Source organism: Pedococcus sp. P2_E4, from assembly GCF_056403935.1.
In genome coordinates this window covers 27,635-47,353 of record NZ_JBFUEO010000003.1, presented here as the reverse complement: position 1 = coordinate 47,353, position 19,719 = coordinate 27,635, and the positions used below count along the sequence as shown (strand labels likewise).

At 70.1% G+C, this 19,719-nt stretch carries 16 protein-coding genes; 10 read left to right on the top strand and 6 right to left on the bottom strand.

Features of this window, described 5'->3' with window-relative positions:
• Positions 1–67: 67 nt before the first annotated feature.
• Positions 68–3,865, bottom strand: coding sequence for a methionine synthase (gene metH / locus AC1DV7_RS02585; RefSeq protein WP_477594287.1), 3,798 nt, complete (start codon positions 3,863–3,865; stop codon positions 68–70).
• 60 nt (positions 3,866–3,925) lie between these two features.
• On the opposite strand from metH, the gene AC1DV7_RS02580 reads away from it, so the two are divergent.
• The 4 genes from AC1DV7_RS02580 (at position 3,926) to AC1DV7_RS02565 (ending at position 8,811) form a co-directional block, all read left to right on the top strand.
• Complete coding sequence (locus AC1DV7_RS02580) at positions 3,926–5,032, top strand: site-2 protease family protein (RefSeq protein WP_477594285.1); 1,107 nt, start codon at positions 3,926–3,928, stop codon at positions 5,030–5,032.
• A gap of 11 nt (positions 5,033–5,043) precedes the next feature.
• A complete protein-coding gene (locus tag AC1DV7_RS02575) occupies positions 5,044–6,084 on the top strand; it encodes a tRNA (adenine-N1)-methyltransferase (protein WP_477594283.1) in 1,041 nt (346 codons plus the stop codon).
• A gap of 78 nt (positions 6,085–6,162) precedes the next feature.
• A complete protein-coding gene (gene arc / locus AC1DV7_RS02570; RefSeq protein WP_477594281.1) occupies positions 6,163–7,911 on the top strand; it encodes a proteasome ATPase in 1,749 nt (582 codons plus the stop codon).
• A 54-nt stretch (positions 7,912–7,965) separates the two neighbouring features.
• On the top strand, positions 7,966–8,811 hold the full coding sequence (locus AC1DV7_RS02565) for a sterol desaturase family protein (protein WP_477594279.1): 846 nt from the start codon (positions 7,966–7,968) through the stop codon (positions 8,809–8,811).
• Here the strand turns inward: AC1DV7_RS02565 and AC1DV7_RS02560 are convergent.
• From AC1DV7_RS02560 to AC1DV7_RS02550, 3 genes are all read right to left on the bottom strand, one after another.
• Positions 8,738–11,362, bottom strand: a complete 2,625-nt coding sequence (locus AC1DV7_RS02560) for an AMP-binding protein (protein ID WP_477594277.1) — start codon at positions 11,360–11,362, stop codon at positions 8,738–8,740. The genes AC1DV7_RS02565 and AC1DV7_RS02560 overlap by 74 nt on opposite strands.
• A gap of 72 nt (positions 11,363–11,434) precedes the next feature.
• Complete coding sequence (locus AC1DV7_RS02555) at positions 11,435–11,848, bottom strand: DUF3054 domain-containing protein (RefSeq protein WP_477594275.1); 414 nt, start codon at positions 11,846–11,848, stop codon at positions 11,435–11,437.
• Positions 11,848–12,834 (bottom strand): ribose-phosphate diphosphokinase, encoded by a 987-nt coding sequence (locus tag AC1DV7_RS02550; RefSeq protein ID WP_477594273.1) that lies wholly within the window; start codon positions 12,832–12,834, stop codon positions 11,848–11,850. The genes AC1DV7_RS02555 and AC1DV7_RS02550 overlap by 1 nt, the downstream gene beginning before the upstream one ends.
• A gap of 96 nt (positions 12,835–12,930) precedes the next feature.
• On the opposite strand from AC1DV7_RS02550, the gene dop reads away from it, so the two are divergent.
• From dop to prcA, 4 genes are read left to right on the top strand one after another with little or no spacing between them, the layout of a single operon-like run.
• The gene (gene dop / locus AC1DV7_RS02545; RefSeq protein ID WP_477594271.1) at positions 12,931–14,448 is read left to right on the top strand and encodes a depupylase/deamidase Dop; all 1,518 of its coding nucleotides are present in this window, start codon (positions 12,931–12,933) and stop codon (positions 14,446–14,448) included.
• Between the two features lie 59 nt (positions 14,449–14,507).
• Complete coding sequence (locus AC1DV7_RS02540) at positions 14,508–14,714, top strand: ubiquitin-like protein Pup (RefSeq protein WP_477594269.1); 207 nt, start codon at positions 14,508–14,510, stop codon at positions 14,712–14,714.
• A complete protein-coding gene (gene prcB, locus AC1DV7_RS02535) occupies positions 14,711–15,538 on the top strand; it encodes a proteasome subunit beta (protein ID WP_477594267.1) in 828 nt (275 codons plus the stop codon). The genes AC1DV7_RS02540 and prcB overlap by 4 nt, the downstream gene beginning before the upstream one ends.
• Positions 15,535–16,380: a proteasome subunit alpha gene (gene prcA, locus AC1DV7_RS02530; RefSeq protein WP_477594265.1), complete on the top strand. Its 846-nt coding sequence runs from the start codon at positions 15,535–15,537 to the stop codon at positions 16,378–16,380. The genes prcB and prcA overlap by 4 nt, the downstream gene beginning before the upstream one ends.
• Here the strand turns inward: prcA and AC1DV7_RS02525 are convergent.
• Positions 16,362–16,901 (bottom strand): DUF6328 family protein, encoded by a 540-nt coding sequence (locus AC1DV7_RS02525; protein WP_477594263.1) that lies wholly within the window; start codon positions 16,899–16,901, stop codon positions 16,362–16,364. The genes prcA and AC1DV7_RS02525 overlap by 19 nt on opposite strands.
• A gap of 290 nt (positions 16,902–17,191) precedes the next feature.
• On the opposite strand from AC1DV7_RS02525, the gene AC1DV7_RS02520 reads away from it, so the two are divergent.
• The gene (locus AC1DV7_RS02520; protein WP_477594261.1) at positions 17,192–18,055 is read left to right on the top strand and encodes a sigma-70 family RNA polymerase sigma factor; all 864 of its coding nucleotides are present in this window, start codon (positions 17,192–17,194) and stop codon (positions 18,053–18,055) included.
• Complete coding sequence (locus tag AC1DV7_RS02515) at positions 18,052–19,005, top strand: TIGR03557 family F420-dependent LLM class oxidoreductase (protein ID WP_477594259.1); 954 nt, start codon at positions 18,052–18,054, stop codon at positions 19,003–19,005. The genes AC1DV7_RS02520 and AC1DV7_RS02515 overlap by 4 nt, the downstream gene beginning before the upstream one ends.
• On the opposite strand, the gene AC1DV7_RS02510 is transcribed toward AC1DV7_RS02515, so the two are convergent.
• Positions 18,972–19,712 carry an HAD family hydrolase gene (locus tag AC1DV7_RS02510; protein ID WP_477594257.1) on the bottom strand — a complete coding sequence of 247 codons (741 nt, stop codon included), beginning with the start codon at positions 19,710–19,712 and terminating at the stop codon, positions 18,972–18,974. The genes AC1DV7_RS02515 and AC1DV7_RS02510 overlap by 34 nt on opposite strands.
• Positions 19,713–19,719 lie beyond the last annotated feature (7 nt).

The following is a 19,719-nucleotide window of genomic DNA, read 5'->3' as shown; positions in this document are numbered from 1 at the left end:
CGGTATGCCGGGCGGCTGACAGCCCCGTCGAGGCGCACCGGGGTGCGCACCCGGCATACCCGCAGGATCAGTCCTCGGGAAGGTAGCCGAGGTTGGGGGCCAGCCAGCGCTCCGCCTCGGCCAGGGTCCACCCCTTGCGCTCGGCGTAGTCCTCGACCTGGTCGCGCCCGAGCCGGCCGACCACGAAGTACTGCGACTGGGGGTGGGAGAAGTACCAGCCGGAGACCGACGCGCCGGGCCACATCGCCATCGACTCGGTGAGCTCCATCCCGGTGTTCTCCTCGACCTGCAGGAGGTCCCAGAGCAGGGACTTCTCGGTGTGGTCCGGGCAGGCCGGGTAGCCGGGCGCCGGGCGGATGCCGACGTACTTCTCCGCGATCAGGTCCGGGTTCTTCAGGTGCTCGTCGGGGGCGTAGCCCCAGAAGTCGTGCCGGACGCGTTCGTGCATCCGCTCGGCGAACGCCTCGGCCAGCCGGTCGGCCAGGGCCTCGAGCAGGATGGCGCTGTAGTCGTCCATCGCGGCCTTGAACTCGTTGACCTTGTCGTGCGAGCCGAGCCCGGCCGTGACGGCGAAGGCGCCGACGTGGTCGGAGCGACCGCTGTCCTTGGGAGCCACGAAGTCCGACATCGCGCGGTTGGGGATGCCCTCGCGGTGCTGGCCCTGCTGGCGCAACGTGTGCAGGGTCGTGGCCACGGTCTCGCGGGACTCGTCGGTGTAGACCTCGATGTCGTCGCCGACCGCGTTGGCCGGGAACAGGCCGATGACGCCGTTGGCGCGGATCCACCTCTCGTCGATGATCTGGTCGAGCATCCGGTTGGCGTCCTCGTAGAGCTTGGTCGCCGCCTCGCTGGTCGTCGGGTTGTTGAGGATGTCGGGGAAGCGCCCCTTCATCTCCCAGGCGAGGAAGAACGGACCCCAGTCGATGTAGTCGCGCAGCTCCGCGATCGGGTAGTCCTTGAAGGTGCGGACGAACTGCGTGACGGTGCGGTTGCGGCTGCCGGACTGACGGCGCAAGAGCTCCTTCTCCTGGGCTGCCACGAGGTGCGGCACCGGCGGCCGGTAGCTGCTCCAGTCGATCGGCGTGGCCTGCTCGCGGGCCTTCTCGATCGACACGAGCGGCCGCTCGGTCGTCTTGGCCGCGTGGCGGGCGCGCAGCGAGTCGAAGTCGGCCTTGACCTCGGCCATCAGCTTGGGGCGCAGGTCGTCGGACAGCAGCTGGGCGACGACGGGCACGGACCGCGAGGCGTCCTTCACCCACACCACGGGCCCGTGGTACTTCTGGTCGACCTTGACGGCCGTGTGGGCCCGCGAGGTGGTGGCGCCGCCGATGAGCAGTGGCAGGTCGAAGCCCTGGCGCTCCATCTCGCTGGCGAAGTTGACCATCTCGTCGAGGCTCGGGGTGATGAGCCCGGACAGCCCGATGACGTCGGCCTTCTCGGCCCGGGCGGCGTCGAGGATCTTCTGGGCCGGCACCATGACGCCGAGGTCGACGACGTCGTAGTTGTTGCACTGCAGCACGACGCCGACGATGTTCTTGCCGATGTCGTGCACGTCGCCCTTGACCGTGGCCATCACGACCTTGCCCTTGGCCTTGTTCTCGGCCACCTCGGCCTCGGTCTTCTCGGCCTCGATGAACGGGATGAGGTAGGCCACGGCCTTCTTCATGACCCGCGCCGACTTCACGACCTGCGGCAGGAACATCTTGCCGCTGCCGAACAGGTCGCCGACGACGTTCATGCCGTCCATGAGCGGTCCCTCGATCACCTCGATGGGACGTCCACCGCGTTCCGAGATCTCGGTGCGCAACTCCTCGGTGTCGGACTCGACGTGCTCGTCGATGCCCTTGACGAGGGCATAGGTGATGCGTTCGCCGATGGGCAGCGAGCGCCACTCCTCGGCGATGGCGTCCTGCTTGGTGTCACCGGTGTTGAACGAGTCGGCGACCTCGAGCAGCCGTTCCGTCGAGTCGGGCCGGCGGTTGAGGATGACGTCCTCGATCCGCTCGCGCAGGTCGGCGTCGACCTGGTCGTAGACCACGAGCGCCCCTGCGTTGACGATGCCCATGTCCATGCCGGCCCGGATCGCGTGGAACAGGAACACGGCGTGGATCGCCTCACGCACGGGGTTGTTGCCCCGGAACGAGAAGGACACGTTGGAGACACCACCGGAGACGAGCGCCCCGGGGAGGTTCTGCTTGATCCAGGCGGTGGCCTCTATGAAGTCGGTGCCGTAGGCCGCGTGCTCCTCGATGCCGGTCGCCACCGCGAAGATGTTCGGGTCGAAGATGATGTCCTCGGCGGGGTATCCGACCTCCTGCGTGAGGATGTCGTAGGCCCGCTGGCAGATCTCCTGGCGGCGTTGCAGGCTGTCGGCCTGGCCGTCCTCGTCGAAGGCCATGACGACGATGGCGGCGCCGTACTTGCGGCACAGCCGGGCGTGCTCGACGAACGGCTCGACGCCCTCCTTCATCGAGATCGAGTTGACGATCGGCTTGCCCTGGACGCACTTGAGACCGGCCTCGATCACCTCCCACTTCGAGGAGTCGATCATCAGCGGCACGCGGGAGATGTCCGGCTCGGACGCGACCAGCTTGACGAAGCGGTCCATGGCCGCGACGCCGTCGATCATGCCCTCGTCCATGTTGATGTCGATCACCTGGGCGCCGGCCTCGACCTGCTGCCGCGCGACGTTGAGCGCGGTCGGGTAGTCCTCGGCCTGGATGAGCTTGCGGAACCGGGCCGACCCGGTGATGTTGGTGCGCTCCCCGACGTTGACGAACAGCGACTCCTCGGTGACGGTGAGCGGCTCGAGGCCGGACAGCCGCAGGGCCGGGCCCACCTCGGCCGGGACCCGCGGGCTCTGGCGGTCGGCAGCCTTGGCGATGGCCGCGATGTGCTCGGGGGTGGTGCCGCAGCAGCCACCCAGGAGGTTGACCAGACCGGCCTGGGCGAACTCGCCCACGACCTGCGCCATCTCGTCGGGCTCCTCGTCGTACTCGCCGAAGGCGTTGGGCAGCCCGGCGTTGGGGTAGCACGACACGAAGGTGTCGGCCACGCGCGCGAGCTCGGCGACATACGGCCTCATCTCGGCTGCACCGAGCGCACAGTTGAGGCCCACGGCCACCGGCCTCGCGTGGCGCACCGAGTTCCAGAACGCCTCGGTGACCTGGCCCGACAGGGTGCGTCCGGAGGCGTCCGTGATCGTGCCCGAGATGATGACCGGCCAGCGGCGGTCGTAGTCCTCGAAGAGGGTCTCGAGCGCGAAGATTGCGGCCTTCGCGTTGAGGGTGTCGAAGATGGTCTCGACGATGAGCACGTCCGCGCCGCCGTCGACGAGCCCGCGGGCCTGCTCGAGGTAGGCCTGCACCAGGTCGTCGTAGGTGACGTTGCGGGCGCCCGGGTCGTTGACGTCGGGCGAGATCGACGCGGTGCGGTTGGTGGGGCCTAGGGCGCCCATCACCCACCGCGGACGCTCGGGGGTCCTGGCGTTCATCTCGTCGCACGCCTCGCGCGCCAGCTGTGCGGCGGCGAGGTTCATCTCGTAGGCCAGGTCCTCCATGCCGTAGTCGGCGAGGGAGATCCGCTGGGCGTTGAAGGTGTTCGTCTCGATGAGGTCGGCCCCGGCCTCGAGGTATGCCGTGTGGATGCCGGAGATCACGTCCGGCTGGGTGAGGCTCAGGAGGTCGTTGTTGCCCTTGAGGTCGCTGGCCCAGTCGGCGAAGCGCTCCCCGCGGTAGTCGGCCTCGTCCAGCCCCTCGCGCTGGATCATCGTCCCCATGGCGCCGTCCATCACGAGGATGCGCTCGGTCAGCGCGGCCCGCAGGGGCTCGGTGGCGTCAGGTCGGAGCGAAGAAGAGTCAGGCACCGCTCAAGTATGCCGTTGCCGGTCGGAAGCCGTATCGGCACGTTCACGTAGGGTCGGCGCATGAGCAGCCAGACCCGGGGCCGGGAGGACGCACCGGACCAGTCGGGTCACGGTGTCCGGATCGGCCGGATCGCGGGGGTCCCGGTCTTCCTGTCGCCCAGCTGGTTCGTCATCGCGGTGGTCATCGTCGCCATCGTGGCCTCCCCGTACCTCCCGGACCGGGCCGGGCTCGGCATCGCTCTCGGTGTCACCCAGGCACTGCTGCTCCTGGTGAGCGTCCTGGTCCACGAGGCGGCGCACGCCCTGACCGCGCGGGCCTTCCACATGCCCGTGATCCGCATCGTCGCCAACCTGTGGGGCGGTCACACGTCCTTCGAAGCGGGTCGCAGCACGCCCGGACGCATGGCCGCGATCGCCGCCGCCGGGCCCGGCGCCAACGCCGTGCTCGCGGTGCTCGCCTGGCTGGCCCTGCTCGGGGCCTCGGGGGAGCGCACCAGCGTCGTGCTCAGCGGGCTGGTCATCATCAACGGCTCGCTCGCGGTCCTCAACATCCTGCCGGGCATGCCGCTGGACGGTGGCCAGGTCGTGGAGAGCCTGGTCTGGAAGGCCACCGGCGACCGCAACAGGGGTGCCGTGGTGGCCGGGTGGTTCGGTCGCGTCCTGACGGTCCTGCTGGTGCTGTGGTACTTCGTCCGGCCGCTGGCGGAGGGCAAGCCCATCGGCATCTCCAGCATCTGGGTCCTCGTCATCGGGTCGGTCCTGTGGACCGGAGCCAGCGAGTCCATCCGACGTGGCCGCGCGATGACGATGCTCCACCGGATCCGTCTGGGCACCGTGTCCAAGCCGGTGACCGTGCTCCCGGGCTCCACCCCCGTGCAGGCCGCCATCGACCTCGACACCGCCGTCGTCACCCCCGACGACCGCGGGGTGCCCTGCCTCATGCTCCTCGACAGCGGGCACGAGCCGGTCGCCTGGGCTCCGATCAGCGCGGCGGTCACGCGGCTGCCGGACCAGAACGTCGTCGAGGCCACCCCGGATGACGACATCGCGGCGGTCGTGCTGGCGATGAACACCACCGGCGTCGGCACCGTGATCCTCACGCAGGCCGGGCAGGCGTACGCCTATGTCGACGGTGCGGCCATCAGCACCGCCCTCGGCCGCAACTAGACTCGCCCGTCATGAGCGACACCCCCGACCAGAGCCCTGTCACCGCCATCGGGGCGGACCTTCGTCGGGGCCGGTTCGCCGTCGGCGAGCGCGTCCAGCTCACCGACCCCAAGGGGCGGTTGCACACCATCACCCTCGAGGCGGGTCGCGAGTTCCACACCCACCGAGGGCGCCTGGCGCACGACGACCTCATCGGTCTCCCGGACGGCTCGACCGTGCGCAACACCGCGGGGGTCGAGTACCTCGCGCTGCGGCCGCTGCTGTCCGACTACGTCATGTCGATGCCGCGGGGCGCCGCGGTGGTCTACCCCAAGGACGCCGGCCAGATCATCACCATGGCCGACGTGTTCCCGGGTGCCAGGGTCGTCGAGGCCGGAGTCGGCTCGGGGGCGCTGTCGATGTCGCTGCTGAGAGCAGTCGGCGAGCACGGCAGGGTGCACTCCTTCGAGCGTCGCGAGGACTTCGCCGACATCGCCAAGGGCAACGCCCGGGCCTTCTTCGGCCAGGACCACCCGGCCTGGGAGGTGACCGTCGGCGACCTCGTCGAGTCGCTCCCGACCGCCGAGGAGCCCGGCTCGGTCGACCGGGTGGTCCTCGACATGCTGGCCCCGTGGGAGTGCCTCGACGTCGTGGCCGAGGCGCTGGCACCCGGGGGAGTCCTCATCTGCTACGTCGCCACCGCGACCCAGCTGTCCCGGGTCGCCGAGGCGATGAAGGACCACGGGGGCTACACCGAGCCCGAGGCCTGGGAGTCGCTGGTCCGCGGCTGGCACCTCGAGGGGCTCGCGGTGCGCCCGCAGCACCGCATGCACGGCCACACGGGCTTCCTCATCACGACGCGCCGGCTGGCCCCGGGCGTCACGCCGCCCCTGCGCAAGCGGCGACCCGCGAAGGGCGCCCTCTCCGAGGACGGCATCTCCGTGGAGGATGCCACGGCTTTCGGCCAGGAGAGCGACTTCTCAGCCGAAGAGGTGGGGGAGCGCATCCCATCAGACAAGAAGATCCGGCGCCTTCGCCGTTCTGTGACGCAAACGTCCATGACCACGGAGTAGTTCGGGGTTAGGTTGGGTCATCGGCCGCTGCACGCGGCCGGTGACCGTCGTTCGCCACCCGTCACCGAGGGAGCCGACATGACCGACCAGAACCGCCGGGACCAGGGCCCGGACCGCTCCGAGGACCTCCGCCAGGCTGAGCTGCTGGCCGAGGAGGTCGCAGCGCTGCGCCAGCGCCTCGCCGACGCGCCGGTCCGGTCCCGTGAGCTCGAGACCAAGGTGCTGCAGCTCCAGTCCAACCTCGCGACGGTCTCGTCGCAGAACGAGCGCCTCGTGCGGACCCTCAAGGAGGCCCGCGAGCAGATCATCACCCTGAAGTCCGAGGTGGACCGGCTCGCACAGCCGCCCGCGGCATACGGCATCGTCCTGGAGTCCTACGACGACGCCACGGTCGACATCCTCACGGGTGGGCGCAAGATGCACGTCGCGGTCAGCCCGGCCGTCGACCCCGCCGAGCTGTCCAGCGGGCGCGAGGTGCGCCTCAACGAGGCGATGAACGTCGTCGCGACCTGCGGCTACGAGCGCACCGGCGAGGTCGTCATGATCAAGGAGATGCTCGGCGACGACCGGGTGCTCGTCGTGGCGCACGCCGACGAGGAGCGGGTGTGCCGGATGGCCGACTCGCTCGAGGGTGAGCCGCTGCGGGTGGGCGACGCCCTGATGCTCGAGTCCCGCTCCGGCTTCGTCTACGAGCGCATCCCCAAGGCCGAGGTCGCCGAGCTCGTCCTCGAAGAGGTCCCCGACATCGACTACGAGGACATCGGCGGGCTGGCCGGCCAGATCGAGGCGATCCGCGACGCCGTCGAGCTGCCCTACCTGCATCCCGACCTCTTCAAGGAGCACCAGCTCAAGCCGCCCAAGGGCGTGCTGCTCTATGGTCCGCCCGGCTGTGGCAAGACGCTGATCGCCAAGGCGGTTGCGTCGTCGCTGGCCAAGAAGGTCGCCGAGAAGGAGGGCAAGCCGGTCGGCAAGTCGTTCTTCCTCAACATCAAGGGACCCGAGCTGCTCAACAAGTACGTCGGCGAGACCGAGCGCCACATCCGGCTGATCTTCCAGCGGGCCAGGGAGAAGGCCTCGCACGGCACCCCGGTCGTGGTGTTCTTCGACGAGATGGACAGCCTGTTCCGCACCCGTGGCTCGGGTGTCTCCAGCGACGTCGAGACGACGATCGTGCCGCAGCTGCTGTCCGAGATCGACGGCGTCGAGCGGCTCGAGAACGTCATCGTCATCGGCGCGTCCAACCGCGAGGACATGATCGACCCCGCGATCCTGCGGCCCGGCCGGCTCGACGTCAAGATCAAGATCGAGCGCCCCGACGCCGAGAGCGCCCGCGACATCTTCACCAAGTACCTCACCGCCGAGCTGCCGCTGCACGAGCACGACCTGTCGGAGCACGGCGGCTCGCCGCAGGCCACCGTCGACGCGATGATCACAGCGGCCGTGGAGCGGATGTACTCCGAGATCGAGGAGAACCGCTTCCTGGAGGTCACCTACGCCAACGGCGACAAGGAGGTCCTGTACTTCAAGGACTTCAACTCCGGGGCGATGATCCAGAACATCGTCGACCGCGCCAAGAAGATGGCGATCAAGGACTTCCTCACCCAGGGCCAGCGCGGCATCCGCGTCGACCACCTGCTCGCCAGCTGCGTCGACGAGTTCAAGGAGAACGAGGACCTGCCCAACACCACCAACCCGGACGACTGGGCGCGCATCTCGGGCAAGAAGGGCGAGCGCATCGTCTACATCCGCACCCTCGTCACCGGCAAGAGCGGCACGGAGCCGGGCCGCGCGATCGACAACGTCGCCAACACCGGTCAGTACCTGTGAGGCGTCGCACACGGAGCTCCACGCGCTAACTTACCCTGAGTAACATCGTGGTCCATGGACCACCTGCTCGAGGACCCGGCGCTGCTCGCGGTGCCGTTCTTCATCCTGTTCATCGGCCTCGAGCTGCTCGCCCTCAAGGTGCTCGACGGCCATGACGACGACCTCATGGGCTACGCGACCAAGGACTCGTCGGCGAGCCTGGCGATGGGGGCCGGCTCGGTCTTGGTCAACGTCGTGGTGCGCGCGGCGGCGCTGCTGGGCTACACCGCCCTGTATGCCGTGACGCCCCTGCGCCTCGACCCGCACCGGTGGTGGACGTGGGTCGTCGCGATCCTTCTGGTCGACCTGCTCTGGTACTCCTACCACCGCAGCAGCCACCGGGTGCGGGTCCTGTGGGCGATGCACCAGGCCCATCACAGCAGCGTGCACTTCAACTACACGACGGCGCTGCGCCAGAAGTGGAACCCCTGGGGCGAGCTGCTGTTCTGGGTGCCCCTGCCCCTGCTCGGGATTCCGCCGTGGATGATCTTCGTCGTCTTCTCGCTCAACCTCGTCTACCAGTTCTGGGTGCACACCGAGACGATCCCCAAGCTGTGGCGGCCCGTCGAGCTGGTGTTCAACACGCCTTCGCACCACCGCGTCCACCACGCCAGCGACGAGGAGTACCTCGACCGCAACTACGGCGGCATCCTCATCGTGTGGGACCGGCTGTTCGGGACCTTCCGCGAGGAGCAGGCGCGGCCGACCTACGGGCTGACCCACCCCGTGGACACCTACAACCCGTTCCGGCTGCAGTACGGCGAGTTCGCGCAGCTGTACCGCGAGCTCAGGCTCGCGCGTCGCTGGCGTGACCGGCTGGGCTACCTGTTCGCTCCACCCGGCTGGTCACCGCGTGCCTGACGCGCCGCGCCCCGGCTCGGACCCGCTCCTCGACGAGATTCCACAGCCGGCAGTACGCGATCCCCACCACGATGGACGCCGCCATGGCGAGCACCGAGCTGTAGTGCATGAGGTGCGGATAGACGACGAAGTGCGTGAGGTAGACGAACAGCGACGCGGTCGCGACCTGTGACGCAGCGGTGGCAGCCCAGCGGGGGAGTCGCGTCGTGGGGCACCAGATGAGGGCGAGCAGGCCCACGATGATGGTCACCTCGCGGCCGGGCATGCTGGGCCAGAACCCCGGGATCGTGAGCACGGGAAGGGCCGAGACCAGCAGGCGCTGGCGCGTGGTGCTCGCCCGGGCCGCGGCCCAGCCGATCGCGAACAGCCAGATCAGCACGTACGCGTTGGCGCCCCGGTAGGGCCCGGCGTCGGGGACCACGAGGTGGTAGCGCGTGAGCAGCCCGAGGCCGACGAGCGCGACCGGGAAGGCGAACGGCCAGCGTCGCTCCCACCGGTCGACCGCGGGGATGCTCATCAGGGCGGCGGTGCCGAGCAGCAGGGCCGCGACCGCCTCGACGAACCAGTAGTGCCAGCGGTCCGACCACGCCGACCAGTCGCCGAACACCTGGTGGACCATGAGCACGTTGGTCCAGTCGTAGGTGCCCACGACGAGGGCGATCGCCCCGATCCACGCTGCGCTCGGCAGCACCACGCGGGTGACGCTGCGCAGGATGCCCCGGGTGCGCTCACGACGCGGGCGAGAGGTCAGCTGGAACCGTGCGAGGTTGAAGCCGGCGAGGGCCAGGAGGGTGTGCGCGCCGCCGGGCACGAACGAGAGGTGGGTGTGGTTGGCGAGGATCAGCAGCACGGCGACTGCGCGCACGACCACACTGGTCTCGACGCTGTGCCAGCGGAACCGTGTGGTACCAACGGGATCCGAGGACTCTCTCGCCGCCCCGACGAGGTCACGAGGGGCCAGTAGGTGCCAGCCTGCGGGCAGGGACCCCAGCACGCGCTCGAGTCGCAGCGACACCTCGACGTAGGACAGCGAGTCGCCGCCGAGGTCCGTGAAGCTCGTCGAGTCCGTGGCGCCGGGCGCATCCAGGAGGGTCCGGTAGAGGTCGACCACCCGGTCCACGTCGGTGGCACCCTCGCCTGCCGGGACGGGCTCCGCCGCCGCCCGGTGGGCACCGAGCAGCTCGGCCATGCCCGGGTAGTCGGGCTTGCCCGTGGTCAGGCGCGGCGCCTCGAGGCCGTCCAGGACCACGACCGCCGACGCCGGTATGCCGTGCCGTGAGGTCACGAGGTCGCTCACGTCCGCGCCGCTGCCGGGGGCTTCGACGAGGATGCCGACGGCGTCGCCGAGGTCGGTGCAGTGGCCGACGAGACCGGCGTCGGCGAGGTCACGCTCGACCTGGTCGAGGTCGATCCGGAGCCCGACGACCTTGGCGAACCTGCTGCGTCGGCCGACGATCTCGACGAGCCCGTCGTCGGCGAGGTGGGCCAGGTCGCCGGTGCGCAGCTCGTCGACGGTGCGACCGAGGGCAAGGTCCTGAGGCCCCTCGGCGTAGCCGAGCATCACGTTCGGGCCGGAGTAGACGAGCTCGCCGAGACCGCAGTCGAGCTCGCTGAGCGGGTCGATCCGGAACGACCCGCCGGGGACGGGCAGTCCCACGGCGCCGGGGCGGCTCTCGAGCAGGTCCGGCGGCAGGACCGCCATCCGCGCGGTGGCCTCGGTCTGGCCGTACATGACGAACAGGTCGAACCCGCGTTCACGACCGAGGGCGGCGTAGCGCGTGGCTGTCTGGGGTGCGAGGCGTCCGCCCGCCTGGGTGATGGTGCGCAGGCTGGGGTGGGACCGCTGCGCGAAGCCGCTGCGGTCGAGCAGCTCGAAGCTGTGCGGCACTCCGGCGAGGGTCGTCACCGCGGCCTCGTCGACGAGCTGCCAGAAGCACGGGTCGACCACGGACAGGCCGGTGAGGACGAGGCAGGCGCCGGTTGCCAGGTGGCTGTGGACGACGGACAGCCCGTAGCAGTAGTGCAACGGAAGGCTGGTGACGGCCCGGTCGGTGGGGCGGATCCCGAGTGCCTGGGCGATGGCGGTGGCGTTGCTGTCGAGGTTGACCTGGGACAGCCGCACGAGCTTGGGCGACCCCGACGACCCCGAGGTGGGCATCAGTGCGGCGAGCTCGGGGTGCAGGTCGTGGGCCGCCTCGGGGCGGCGCGCGACGGTGTGCCAGCCGTCCGGGCCGGCGCCGGCCACGACGTCGGGGTCGTAGCGGTCGACCAGCCCGTCGAGGTGCTGGAGCCGGTCGCCGGGCGCCATCAGGGGGACGTGGCCCGCGTGCAGCGCGCCGAGGTAGGTGACGAGGGACTCGAGGGTGTTGTCCGCCGCGATGAGCACGAGCCTGCGCCCCCGGCCGAGCGCGGTGCCGGCCTCGGCGACGAGGTGTCCGAGCTCGGCATACGACACCACACGGTCTTGTGTCCGCACGGCGGGCGCGGCACCGAAGCGCTCGAGGGCGTCGACGAACTGCACGCGGGGGGAGAGCAGGGGGCCAGCGGTCACCGGCGCAGGATATTAGGTAAGGCTTACCTACTTCAAACCGCGCCCACAGGTGGACCCCAGCGGACCCACAGGTCAGCGGTGGACGTTGCGGCGCGCGGCGTCCTCGGTGAGCCGCTGAAGCCCTGCGACGCCGAAGGCGGTGACGGCCACGACACAGCGCCATCCGATGAGGAAGAGCCCGAGCGACAGGGTGGCCACGAGGGCGAACGACCACGGAGCGCCACCCGACCCCGAGGCGACCCGCAGCGCGAGACCCAGGACGACGGTCACGACCCAGACGGGGAGGGCGTCCCCGACCCCCCACGGCCACCGACGCCGCAGGGCGCGGGCGATGGCCCACCCGGCGACGAGACCGACGAGGAAGGGCCAGGCCGTCCCGGCAACGCCGCCCAGGGTCACTCCCTCGACGTGGCTGATCCGCCCGATCAGCGCGAACAGCAGGACGAAGGCCGCGTCCACGACGAACGCCGCCACCACCCTGCGCATCAGTGCACCGGGTCGAAGAGCGAGGCCTGGGGCGGGGCGTGCGTGGGGTCGACGCCGTCGAAGAGGATGCTCACCGACTCGCCTGCATGGATGCGCTTGATCGCCTCGGCGAACAGCTGCGCGACCGAGCGCACCTGCAGCTCGGGCCAGTGTCCCGGCGCGGGCACGGTGTCGGTCGTCACGACCTGGCGGATCATGTCGTGACCGCGCAGCCGCTCGACGGCCTTGCCGGCGAACAGCCCGTGGGTGCACGCCACGTCGGCACCGGTGCAACCCAGGTCTGCCAGCCGGTCGAGCAGCTCGATGATCGAGCCTCCCGTGGCGATCTCGTCGTCGAGGACGATGGCCCGCTTGCCCGAGACGTCACCCACGATGGAGTCGATGACGACCCGGTCGTCAGCCAGCCGTTGCTTGGATCCTGCCGCAACGGGCAAGCCCAGCAGCCGGGCGAACTGGGTCGCCGTCTTGGCGTTGCCGAGGTCGGGGGAGACCACGACCGAGTCGGTGAGGTCGCCGCCGCGGAAGTGGTCGGCCAGCACCCCGATCGCCGTGAGGTGGTCCACCGGCACGGAGAAGAAGCCGTGCACCTGCGGCGCGTGCAGCGTCATGGTCAGCACCCGGTCGACCCCGGCGGCCACCAGCATGTCGGCCACCAGCCGGCCCCCGAGGGAGATGCGGGACGCGTCCTTCTTGTCCGAGCGGGCGTACGCGTAGTGGGGGATGACCGCCGTGATCTGGGCCGCCGAGGCGCCTCGGGCCGCATCCACCATCAGCAGCAGCTCCATCAGGTGCTCCTGGGTCGGTGGCACGAGGGGCTGGATGATGTAGACGTCGCGTTGGCGGCAGTTGGCCAGCAGCTGGGCCTGGAGGCAATCGTTGCTGAAGCGCTTGATCTCGACGGGGGAGAGGTCGACGTCGAGGGCGTCACAGACGCGCCGGGCGAGGGCGCGGTGCGCGCTTCCGGAGAACACGACGATGTCGCGCATGCAGCTCCTCGATGGGTCGTGCGAGGGAAGGGCCTGTCCGGTTCCGAGCCTAACCGCAGCCCGGGGCAGGCGCAGACTCTCACCTAGGGTGGACGCATGACGGTGCGCAGGGTGATGGGGATCGAGACCGAGTACGGCATCTCGGTGCCGGGGGACCCGACCGCCAACCCGATGATCCTGTCCGGCCAGGTGGTCAACGCCTACGCCTCGGCCCAGGGCATCCGCGCCGCCCACGCCTCGTGGGACTACGCCGACGAGGCACCGTTGCGGGACGCCCGCGGGTTCGAGATGGGCCGTGGCGTCGCCGACCCGAGCCAGCTCACCGACGAGGAGGACCCCACCCTCGCCAACGTCGTCCTCACCAACGGCGCCCGCCTGTACGTCGACCACGCGCACCCCGAGTACTCCTCGCCGGAGGTCACGTCACCGCGGGCCGCCCTGGCGTGGGACCGGGCCGGCGAGATGATCATGGCCGAATCGGTGCGGCGGCTCTCGCAGGGTCCGCCGGGGGTGAACCTCTACAAGAACAACACCGACGGCAAGGGCCAGTCCTACGGCACCCACGAGAACTACCTCATGCGTCGCGAGACTCCGTTCACCGACATCGTGCGCCACCTCGTGCCCTTCTTCGTCGCGCGCCAGGCGATGTGCGGGTCCGGCCGGGTCGGCATCGGCCCCGACTCGCGCACGGCCGGCTACCAGCTCAGCCAGCGCAGCGACTTCTTCGAGGTCGAGGTCGGGCTCGAGACCACCCTCAAGCGGCCCATCATCAACACCCGCGACGAGCCGCACGCCGTGGCCGACCTCTATCGCCGGCTGCACGTCATCATCGGCGACGCCAACCACTGCGACGTCGCCAACCTGCTCAAGCTGGGCACCACCTCGCTCGTCCTGGCGATGATCGAGGACCGGGCCGTCGGCCACGACCTCACGGTCATGCGACCGGTGGCCACCCTCCAGGCGGTGAGCCATGACCCGACCCTCAAGACCCTCGTCGAGCTGCGCGACGGGACCAAGCTCACCGCGGTGCAGCTCCTGTGGCGCTACCACGACATGGCGCAGCACTTCCTGCAGGAGCGGTATGCCGGTGAGCTCGATCCCGACACCGCGGAGGTCATGCGCTGGTGGGCCATCGTGCTCGACCGGCTGGAGCGCGACCCCCGCGAGGCCGCGCGCGAGGTCGACTGGGTCGCCAAGCAGCAGGTGCTCCAGGGCTACATCGACCGGGACGGGATGCCCTGGGACGACGCCCGGCTGCGGGCGGTCGACATCCAGTGGTCCGACGTGCGCCCGGACAAGGGCATCTTCCACAAGCTGCGGGCGGCCGGACGGTTCGAGGAGCTGGTCACCGAGGCCGAGGTGCACGAGGCGGTGCACGAGCCCCCGACCGACACCCGCGCCTACTTCCGGGGCAAGTGCCTCGAGAAGTATCCCGACCAGATCGCCGCGGCGTCGTGGGACTCGGTGATCTTCGACATCCCGGGCCAGCCCTCACTGCAGCGGGTGCCCATGCTGGAGCCGTTGCGGGGGACCAAGGCCACCGTCGGCCCGCTGCTCGACCGCAGTCCGGACGCCGCCACCCTGTTGCGTGAGTTGGCCTCCGCAGCGCGTTAGGGTCGCACTAGGGTCGACCACAGGTCACCAGTGCAGCCACTGAAGCGAGAGGTCACACCATGCCGAGCCAGGAGCAGAGCCGACCACAGCGCCGCGAGGACGCACCCGAGGACGCCCCCGAGCCTGCCGCCGCATCGCCGGAGGCCAGCGCCCGCAAGGAGAACCTCGACTCCGACATCGACTCGGTGCTCGACGAGATCGACGGCGTGCTGGAGTCCAACGCGGAGGAGTTCGTCCGCGGCTTCGTCCAGAAGGGCGGCCAGTGACCACGGGAGCAGACGCTGGCAGGCTCCCGTCGGCATACCTCTCCACCGGGTCCTCATCCTTCAGTGAGTTCGTCGGCGCGCACGCGCCACACCTGCTGCCCTCGGGACGCTCGCTGCCGGTCGGCAGCAGCCTCGAGGCCCCGCACGGCACCACCATCGTCACGGTGACCTTCGACGGTGGCGTCGTCATGGCCGGCGACCGGCGCGCCACGATGGGCAACATCATCGCCAACCGCGACATGGAGAAGGTCTTCGCCGCCGACGAGTACTCCGCCGTGGGGATCGCCGGCACCGCCGGCATCGCGATCGAGCTGGTCAAGCTGTTCCAGGTCGAGCTCGAGCACTACGAGAAGATCGAGGGCACGCTGCTCTCGCTCGAGGGCAAGGCCAACCGGCTCGCCTCGATGATCCGAGCGAACCTCGCCATGGCCATGCAGGGCCTGGCCGTGGTGCCGCTCTTCGCCGGCTACGACCTCGACCGGGGCAGCGGCCGGATCTTCTCCTACGACGTCACGGGCGGGTGCTACGAGGAGCACGACCACCACAGCGTCGGCTCCGGGTCGCTGTTCGCCCGCGGGGCCCTGAAGAAGGTCTGGCGCCCCGGGCTCGGTGCCGACGAGGCCGTGTCCGTCGCGGTCGAAGCCCTCTACGACGCCGCCGACGACGACTCGGCGACGGGTGGCCCGGACGTCGGGCGCCGCATCTGGCCGACGGTGGCCGTGGTCGGGGCCGAGGGTGTCCAGTTCGTGGCCGACGACGCGCTGCGCGGGGTGGTCGAGACGGTCATCGCCGCCCGGCAGGGCAACCCGGGAGGTGCCCGATGAGCAGCATGCCGTTCTACGTCTCGCCCGAGCAGCTGATGAAGGACCGGGCCGACTACGCCCGCAAGGGAATTGCGCGTGGCCGGTCGGTCGTGGTGCTCGGCTACGACCGGGGCATCGTGTTCGTCGCCGAGAACCCGTCGCGGGCCCTGCACAAGGTCTCCGAGATCTACGACCGGATCGCCTTCGCGGCCGTGGGCAAGTACAACGAGTTCGAGAACCTCCGCGTTGCCGGGGTGCGGTACGCCGACCTGCGCGGTTACTCCTACGACCGCAGCGACGTGACGGCGAGAGGGCTCGCGAACGCCTATGCGCAGACACTGGGCACCGTCTTCACCCAGGAGTCCAAGCCGTACGAGGTCGAGATCGTCGTCGCCGAGGTGGGGCCGGCCGCCGACGAGGACCAGATCTACCGGCTGACCTATGACGGCTCGGTCGCCGACGAGTACGGCTTCGTCGCCATGGGCGGCGCGGGCGAGTCGATCGAGACGGCCCTGAAGGACCGCTGGAGCCCGGGCCTGAGCCTCGGCGACGCCCTGAGCCTCGCGGTCGAGCTGCTCGGGCAGGACCCGGCCGGCGGTGCCGCGCGTCAGCTCACGGCAGCCCAGCTCGAGGTGGCCGTGCTCGACCGCGACCGGCCACGTCGCACCTTCCGCCGGATCGGCGGCTCACTGCTGACGGCGCTGCTGAGCAAGGACGACCCGACCCGCGACGCCCCCGCCACCGACGACCCGACGCCGGGTCTGCACGACACGCTCACCGGTGACGGCTCGGTGCGCGACGAGTCCACCAACCCGCAGACCCAGCGCCCCGAGGAGCAGGGTCCTCAGGAGCCGCTGCCCTGACGGGCTCCCTGACGCGCTCCCTGACGCGCTCGGTCGCGGGCGAGCAGGCCGAGCGGCAACACGAGCCAGTTCACGAGGAAGAGCACGAGTGCCGCCAGCGCCGCCACGACCGCGGTGCCGGTGTCCGTCACCACGTCAAAGATCACGAAGGCCACGGCTGACACGGCAAGGGCCAGCGTCACCAGGCCCACCCGGGCGCAGAGGTTGGCGAGGTCGACGAGCGTGGCCTTCTCGCGCTTGCGGAACAACAGCCGGTGGGCGCTGACGGGCGCGACCAGGAACGCCGTGGCCACCACGGCGAGGCCGAAGGCCACGAGGAAGACGACCCGGTTGACGTCCTCGATCTGGGTGAACCGCTGCTGGAACGGCAAGGTGAGCAGGAAGCCGGCGAGGATCTGGACCCCGGTCTGGACGACCCGCAGCTCCTGGAGCAGCTCGTCCCAGTTGCGGTCCAGCCGCTCCAGAGGGGTCTCGTCGCGGCCGTCGCCTGCTGTGGGCGACGTGGTGTCGTGGTCCGTCATGCCTCATCCTTACCCGAGGTGTTGGCCAGCCAGACATCGGCGATGTCATGCAGGACATGATGCGTCCGCATGGGCCGTGGGTTGGTGGGTAGGAGTCCAGTGGCGGCAGGGCCATCGGTTCGGCCGCCTGGGTCGGGGCGGTCAAACAGCGTGCCGCCCCGGCTCGCCCACATCAGGACAAATCCCACGGTCAGGAGCCTTGCGACGCCGCACGCCGCGTGGTTGTCTGAAACCAGACAACTGGTCCAGCAGCGGTGCCCGTGTCCCATTCCTCACGAAAAGGGACTCCTGTGGCACCTGCAACTGCGCTGGCACCCATCACCCATCCCGGCAGCACCGTGGCCGACCACGGGCCGCCGACCCCGGACCACCAGCGCGCAGAGGCGTTGCTGGCCGAGGTCGAGGTCTGCTCGGACCGACGCCGTCGAAGCGAGCTGCGGCAGCAGGCGGTCGTGCTGACACTCGACCTCGCCGACGGCGTGGCTCGACGGTACCGAGGTCGTGGGATGGAGGGCGACGACCTGGTCCAGGTGGGGCGCATGGCCCTCGTCAAGGCGGCCCACGGGTACCGCTGCGGCCACGGCAGCAGCTTCGCGGCATACGCGGTCCCGACCATCTCGGGCGAGATCAAGCGCTACTTTCGCGACCACGGCTGGCTCGTGCGGCCGCCCCGGTGCCTGCAGGAGCTGCGCGCCGAGGTGGTCACTGGCCAGGAGCTGTTGCGCCACCGCCTCCAGCGCGAACCGACCGACGCCGAGGTGGCCAGGAGCCTGGCCGTGCAGGAGGAACAGGTCAGTGACGTCCGACGCTCGTCGATGGCCTATCACGGGGTCCCCCTCGAGGCCCTCGAGGCAGCCGGTGGCCACGGGGTGCTGGGGGAGTGGTCCGCGGGGGTCGGCCTCGACGAGGAGATCGCCAACCGGGACGCGCTGCGCCGAGCTCTGGCCACCCTCGACGAGCGGGAGCAGCGCATCGTGCAGCTGCGCTTCGTCGAGGAGCTCACGCAGTCCGAGATCGGCGTGGTGCTGGGTGTGAGCCAGATGCAGGTGTCGCGCCTGCTGAGGGGAATCGTCGACCGGTTGCGATCGGCCATCGACGCGCCGGTCGAACCGCGACGGACCGCGGACGTCGCGAGCGCAGGAGGGACCCAGTGAAGGTCGGCTACTTCCTGTCGTGTGAGGAGTACGGCCCGCAGGAGCTGGTGGAGCAGGCGGTGCTGGCGGAGCGGGCCGGGTTCACCGGCCTGTGGATCAGTGACCACTACCACCCGTGGAACGATGCGCAGGGCCAGAGCCCGTTCGTCTGGTCCGTGATCGGTGCCATCTCGAAGGCCTGCAGCCTGCCGGTCACGACCGCGGTGACCTGTCCCACGGTGCGCCTGCACCCCGCCCTGGTCGCACAGGCCGCGGCGACGTCGGCCGCCATGCTCGAGGGGCGTTTCATCCTCGGAGTGGGCTCGGGTGAGGCCCTCAACGAGCACATCCTCGGTGACCCCTGGCCGCATGCCGCGCGTCGTCTGGAGATGCTGGAGGAGGCCGTCGAGGTGATCCGGGCCCTGTGGACCGGTGAGGTGGTGTCGCACGAGGGTGAGCACTACAGCGTGGACACCGCGCGCCTGTACACGCTCCCTGACCAGGCGCCCGCGATCTACGTGTCGGCCTTCGGCCCCAAGGCGCTGGAGGTGGCGGCGCGGATCGGTGACGGCTTCATCACCACCAAGCCGGACGGCGAGGCGCTCACCGAGTTCAGGCGCCTCAAGGGGGACCGCTCGGCTCCGGCCATGGCCGGCTTCAAGGTCGCGTATGCCGAGACCGCCGACGAGGCGCTCGGGCACGCCCACCGGCTGTGGGCCAACTCGGGCCTGCCGGGTGAGCTGGCCCAGGTCCTGCCCTCACCGCAACACTTCGAGCAGGCCTCGACCCTGGTGACCAAGGAGTCCACGGGCGAGTCGGTGGTCTGCGGCAACGACGTGCAGGAACACCGTGCGGCCTTCGAACCCTTCGCCGACGCGGGCTTCGATGAGGTCTATGTGGCCAACATGGGACCGCACTGGCGGGAGATGATCGAGTTCTACGGCGCGGAGGTGCTGCCGGCGCTGTCCTGATCCGCGTGCCAGCTCTGGCCCCAGTCGCCGAACTCCGGGGCCGGTCGACCCCGTTGCAGGGCCTCGAGCAGGGCTGTCAGGTGCGGGAAGGTCAGCTCTGCGCCAGCCTCCAGGAGCTCGGGGGCGCTCGTACCCCCGGTGGCCACGCCGATGCCGTGGGCCCCCACCCGAACTGCGGCCTGCATGTCCCAGACGGAGTCCCCGACCACCAGGGTGTCGTCGGGCTCGAGCCCTGCCCGGGCCAGGACGGACTCGAGCAGGTCGGCGCTGGGCTTGGTGCGTTCGACGTCGTCCCCCGTGACCACGACGTCGAAGTCGGGATAGTCCAGGACGTCCATCATCGCCCCGAGGTCGCGGTCTCCGCCGGACGAGGCGAGCGCCACGGTCAGTCCGTCGTCGCGGCACCAGTTGAGCAGGGTCCTCGCAGCGGGGAGGGGGTGCAGGCGTTCGTGCCACGTGGCGAACAGCGCGTCGTGCGCAGCCGTGATGGCGGCGTCCTGGTCCCGGTCGCGAGCGGAACCGAGGACGTGTTCGAGCAGGTGGTCGGCGCCCATGCCCACGGCGTGGTGCAGCACCGCCATGGGTCGGCTGTGCCCGAACTGCTGCACCGCCTCCCACCAGCAGATCGCGTGGACGTAGGTCGAGTCGACGAGCGTGCCGTCGAGGTCGAACACGACCCCTCCGGCGCGGGTCAGGCTCTGGTCCATGGGTCCT

Coding starts and splice junctions, on each gene's coding strand:
- AC1DV7_RS02575 (WP_477594283.1), top strand. CDS start 5,044: ATGAGCGACACCCCCGACCAGAGCCCTGTCACCGCCATCGGGGCGGAC.
- prcA (WP_477594265.1), top strand. CDS start 15,535: ATGAGCAGCATGCCGTTCTACGTCTCGCCCGAGCAGCTGATGAAGGAC.
- AC1DV7_RS02525 (WP_477594263.1), bottom strand. CDS start 16,901: ATGACGGACCACGACACCACGTCGCCCACAGCAGGCGACGGCCGCGAC.
- AC1DV7_RS02510 (WP_477594257.1), bottom strand. CDS start 19,712: ATGGACCAGAGCCTGACCCGCGCCGGAGGGGTCGTGTTCGACCTCGAC.
- AC1DV7_RS02565 (WP_477594279.1), top strand. CDS start 7,966: ATGGACCACCTGCTCGAGGACCCGGCGCTGCTCGCGGTGCCGTTCTTC.
- AC1DV7_RS02580 (WP_477594285.1), top strand. CDS start 3,926: ATGAGCAGCCAGACCCGGGGCCGGGAGGACGCACCGGACCAGTCGGGT.
- AC1DV7_RS02555 (WP_477594275.1), bottom strand. CDS start 11,848: ATGCGCAGGGTGGTGGCGGCGTTCGTCGTGGACGCGGCCTTCGTCCTG.
- AC1DV7_RS02540 (WP_477594269.1), top strand. CDS start 14,508: ATGCCGAGCCAGGAGCAGAGCCGACCACAGCGCCGCGAGGACGCACCC.
- arc (WP_477594281.1), top strand. CDS start 6,163: ATGACCGACCAGAACCGCCGGGACCAGGGCCCGGACCGCTCCGAGGAC.
- AC1DV7_RS02550 (WP_477594273.1), bottom strand. CDS start 12,834: ATGCGCGACATCGTCGTGTTCTCCGGAAGCGCGCACCGCGCCCTCGCC.
- dop (WP_477594271.1), top strand. CDS start 12,931: ATGACGGTGCGCAGGGTGATGGGGATCGAGACCGAGTACGGCATCTCG.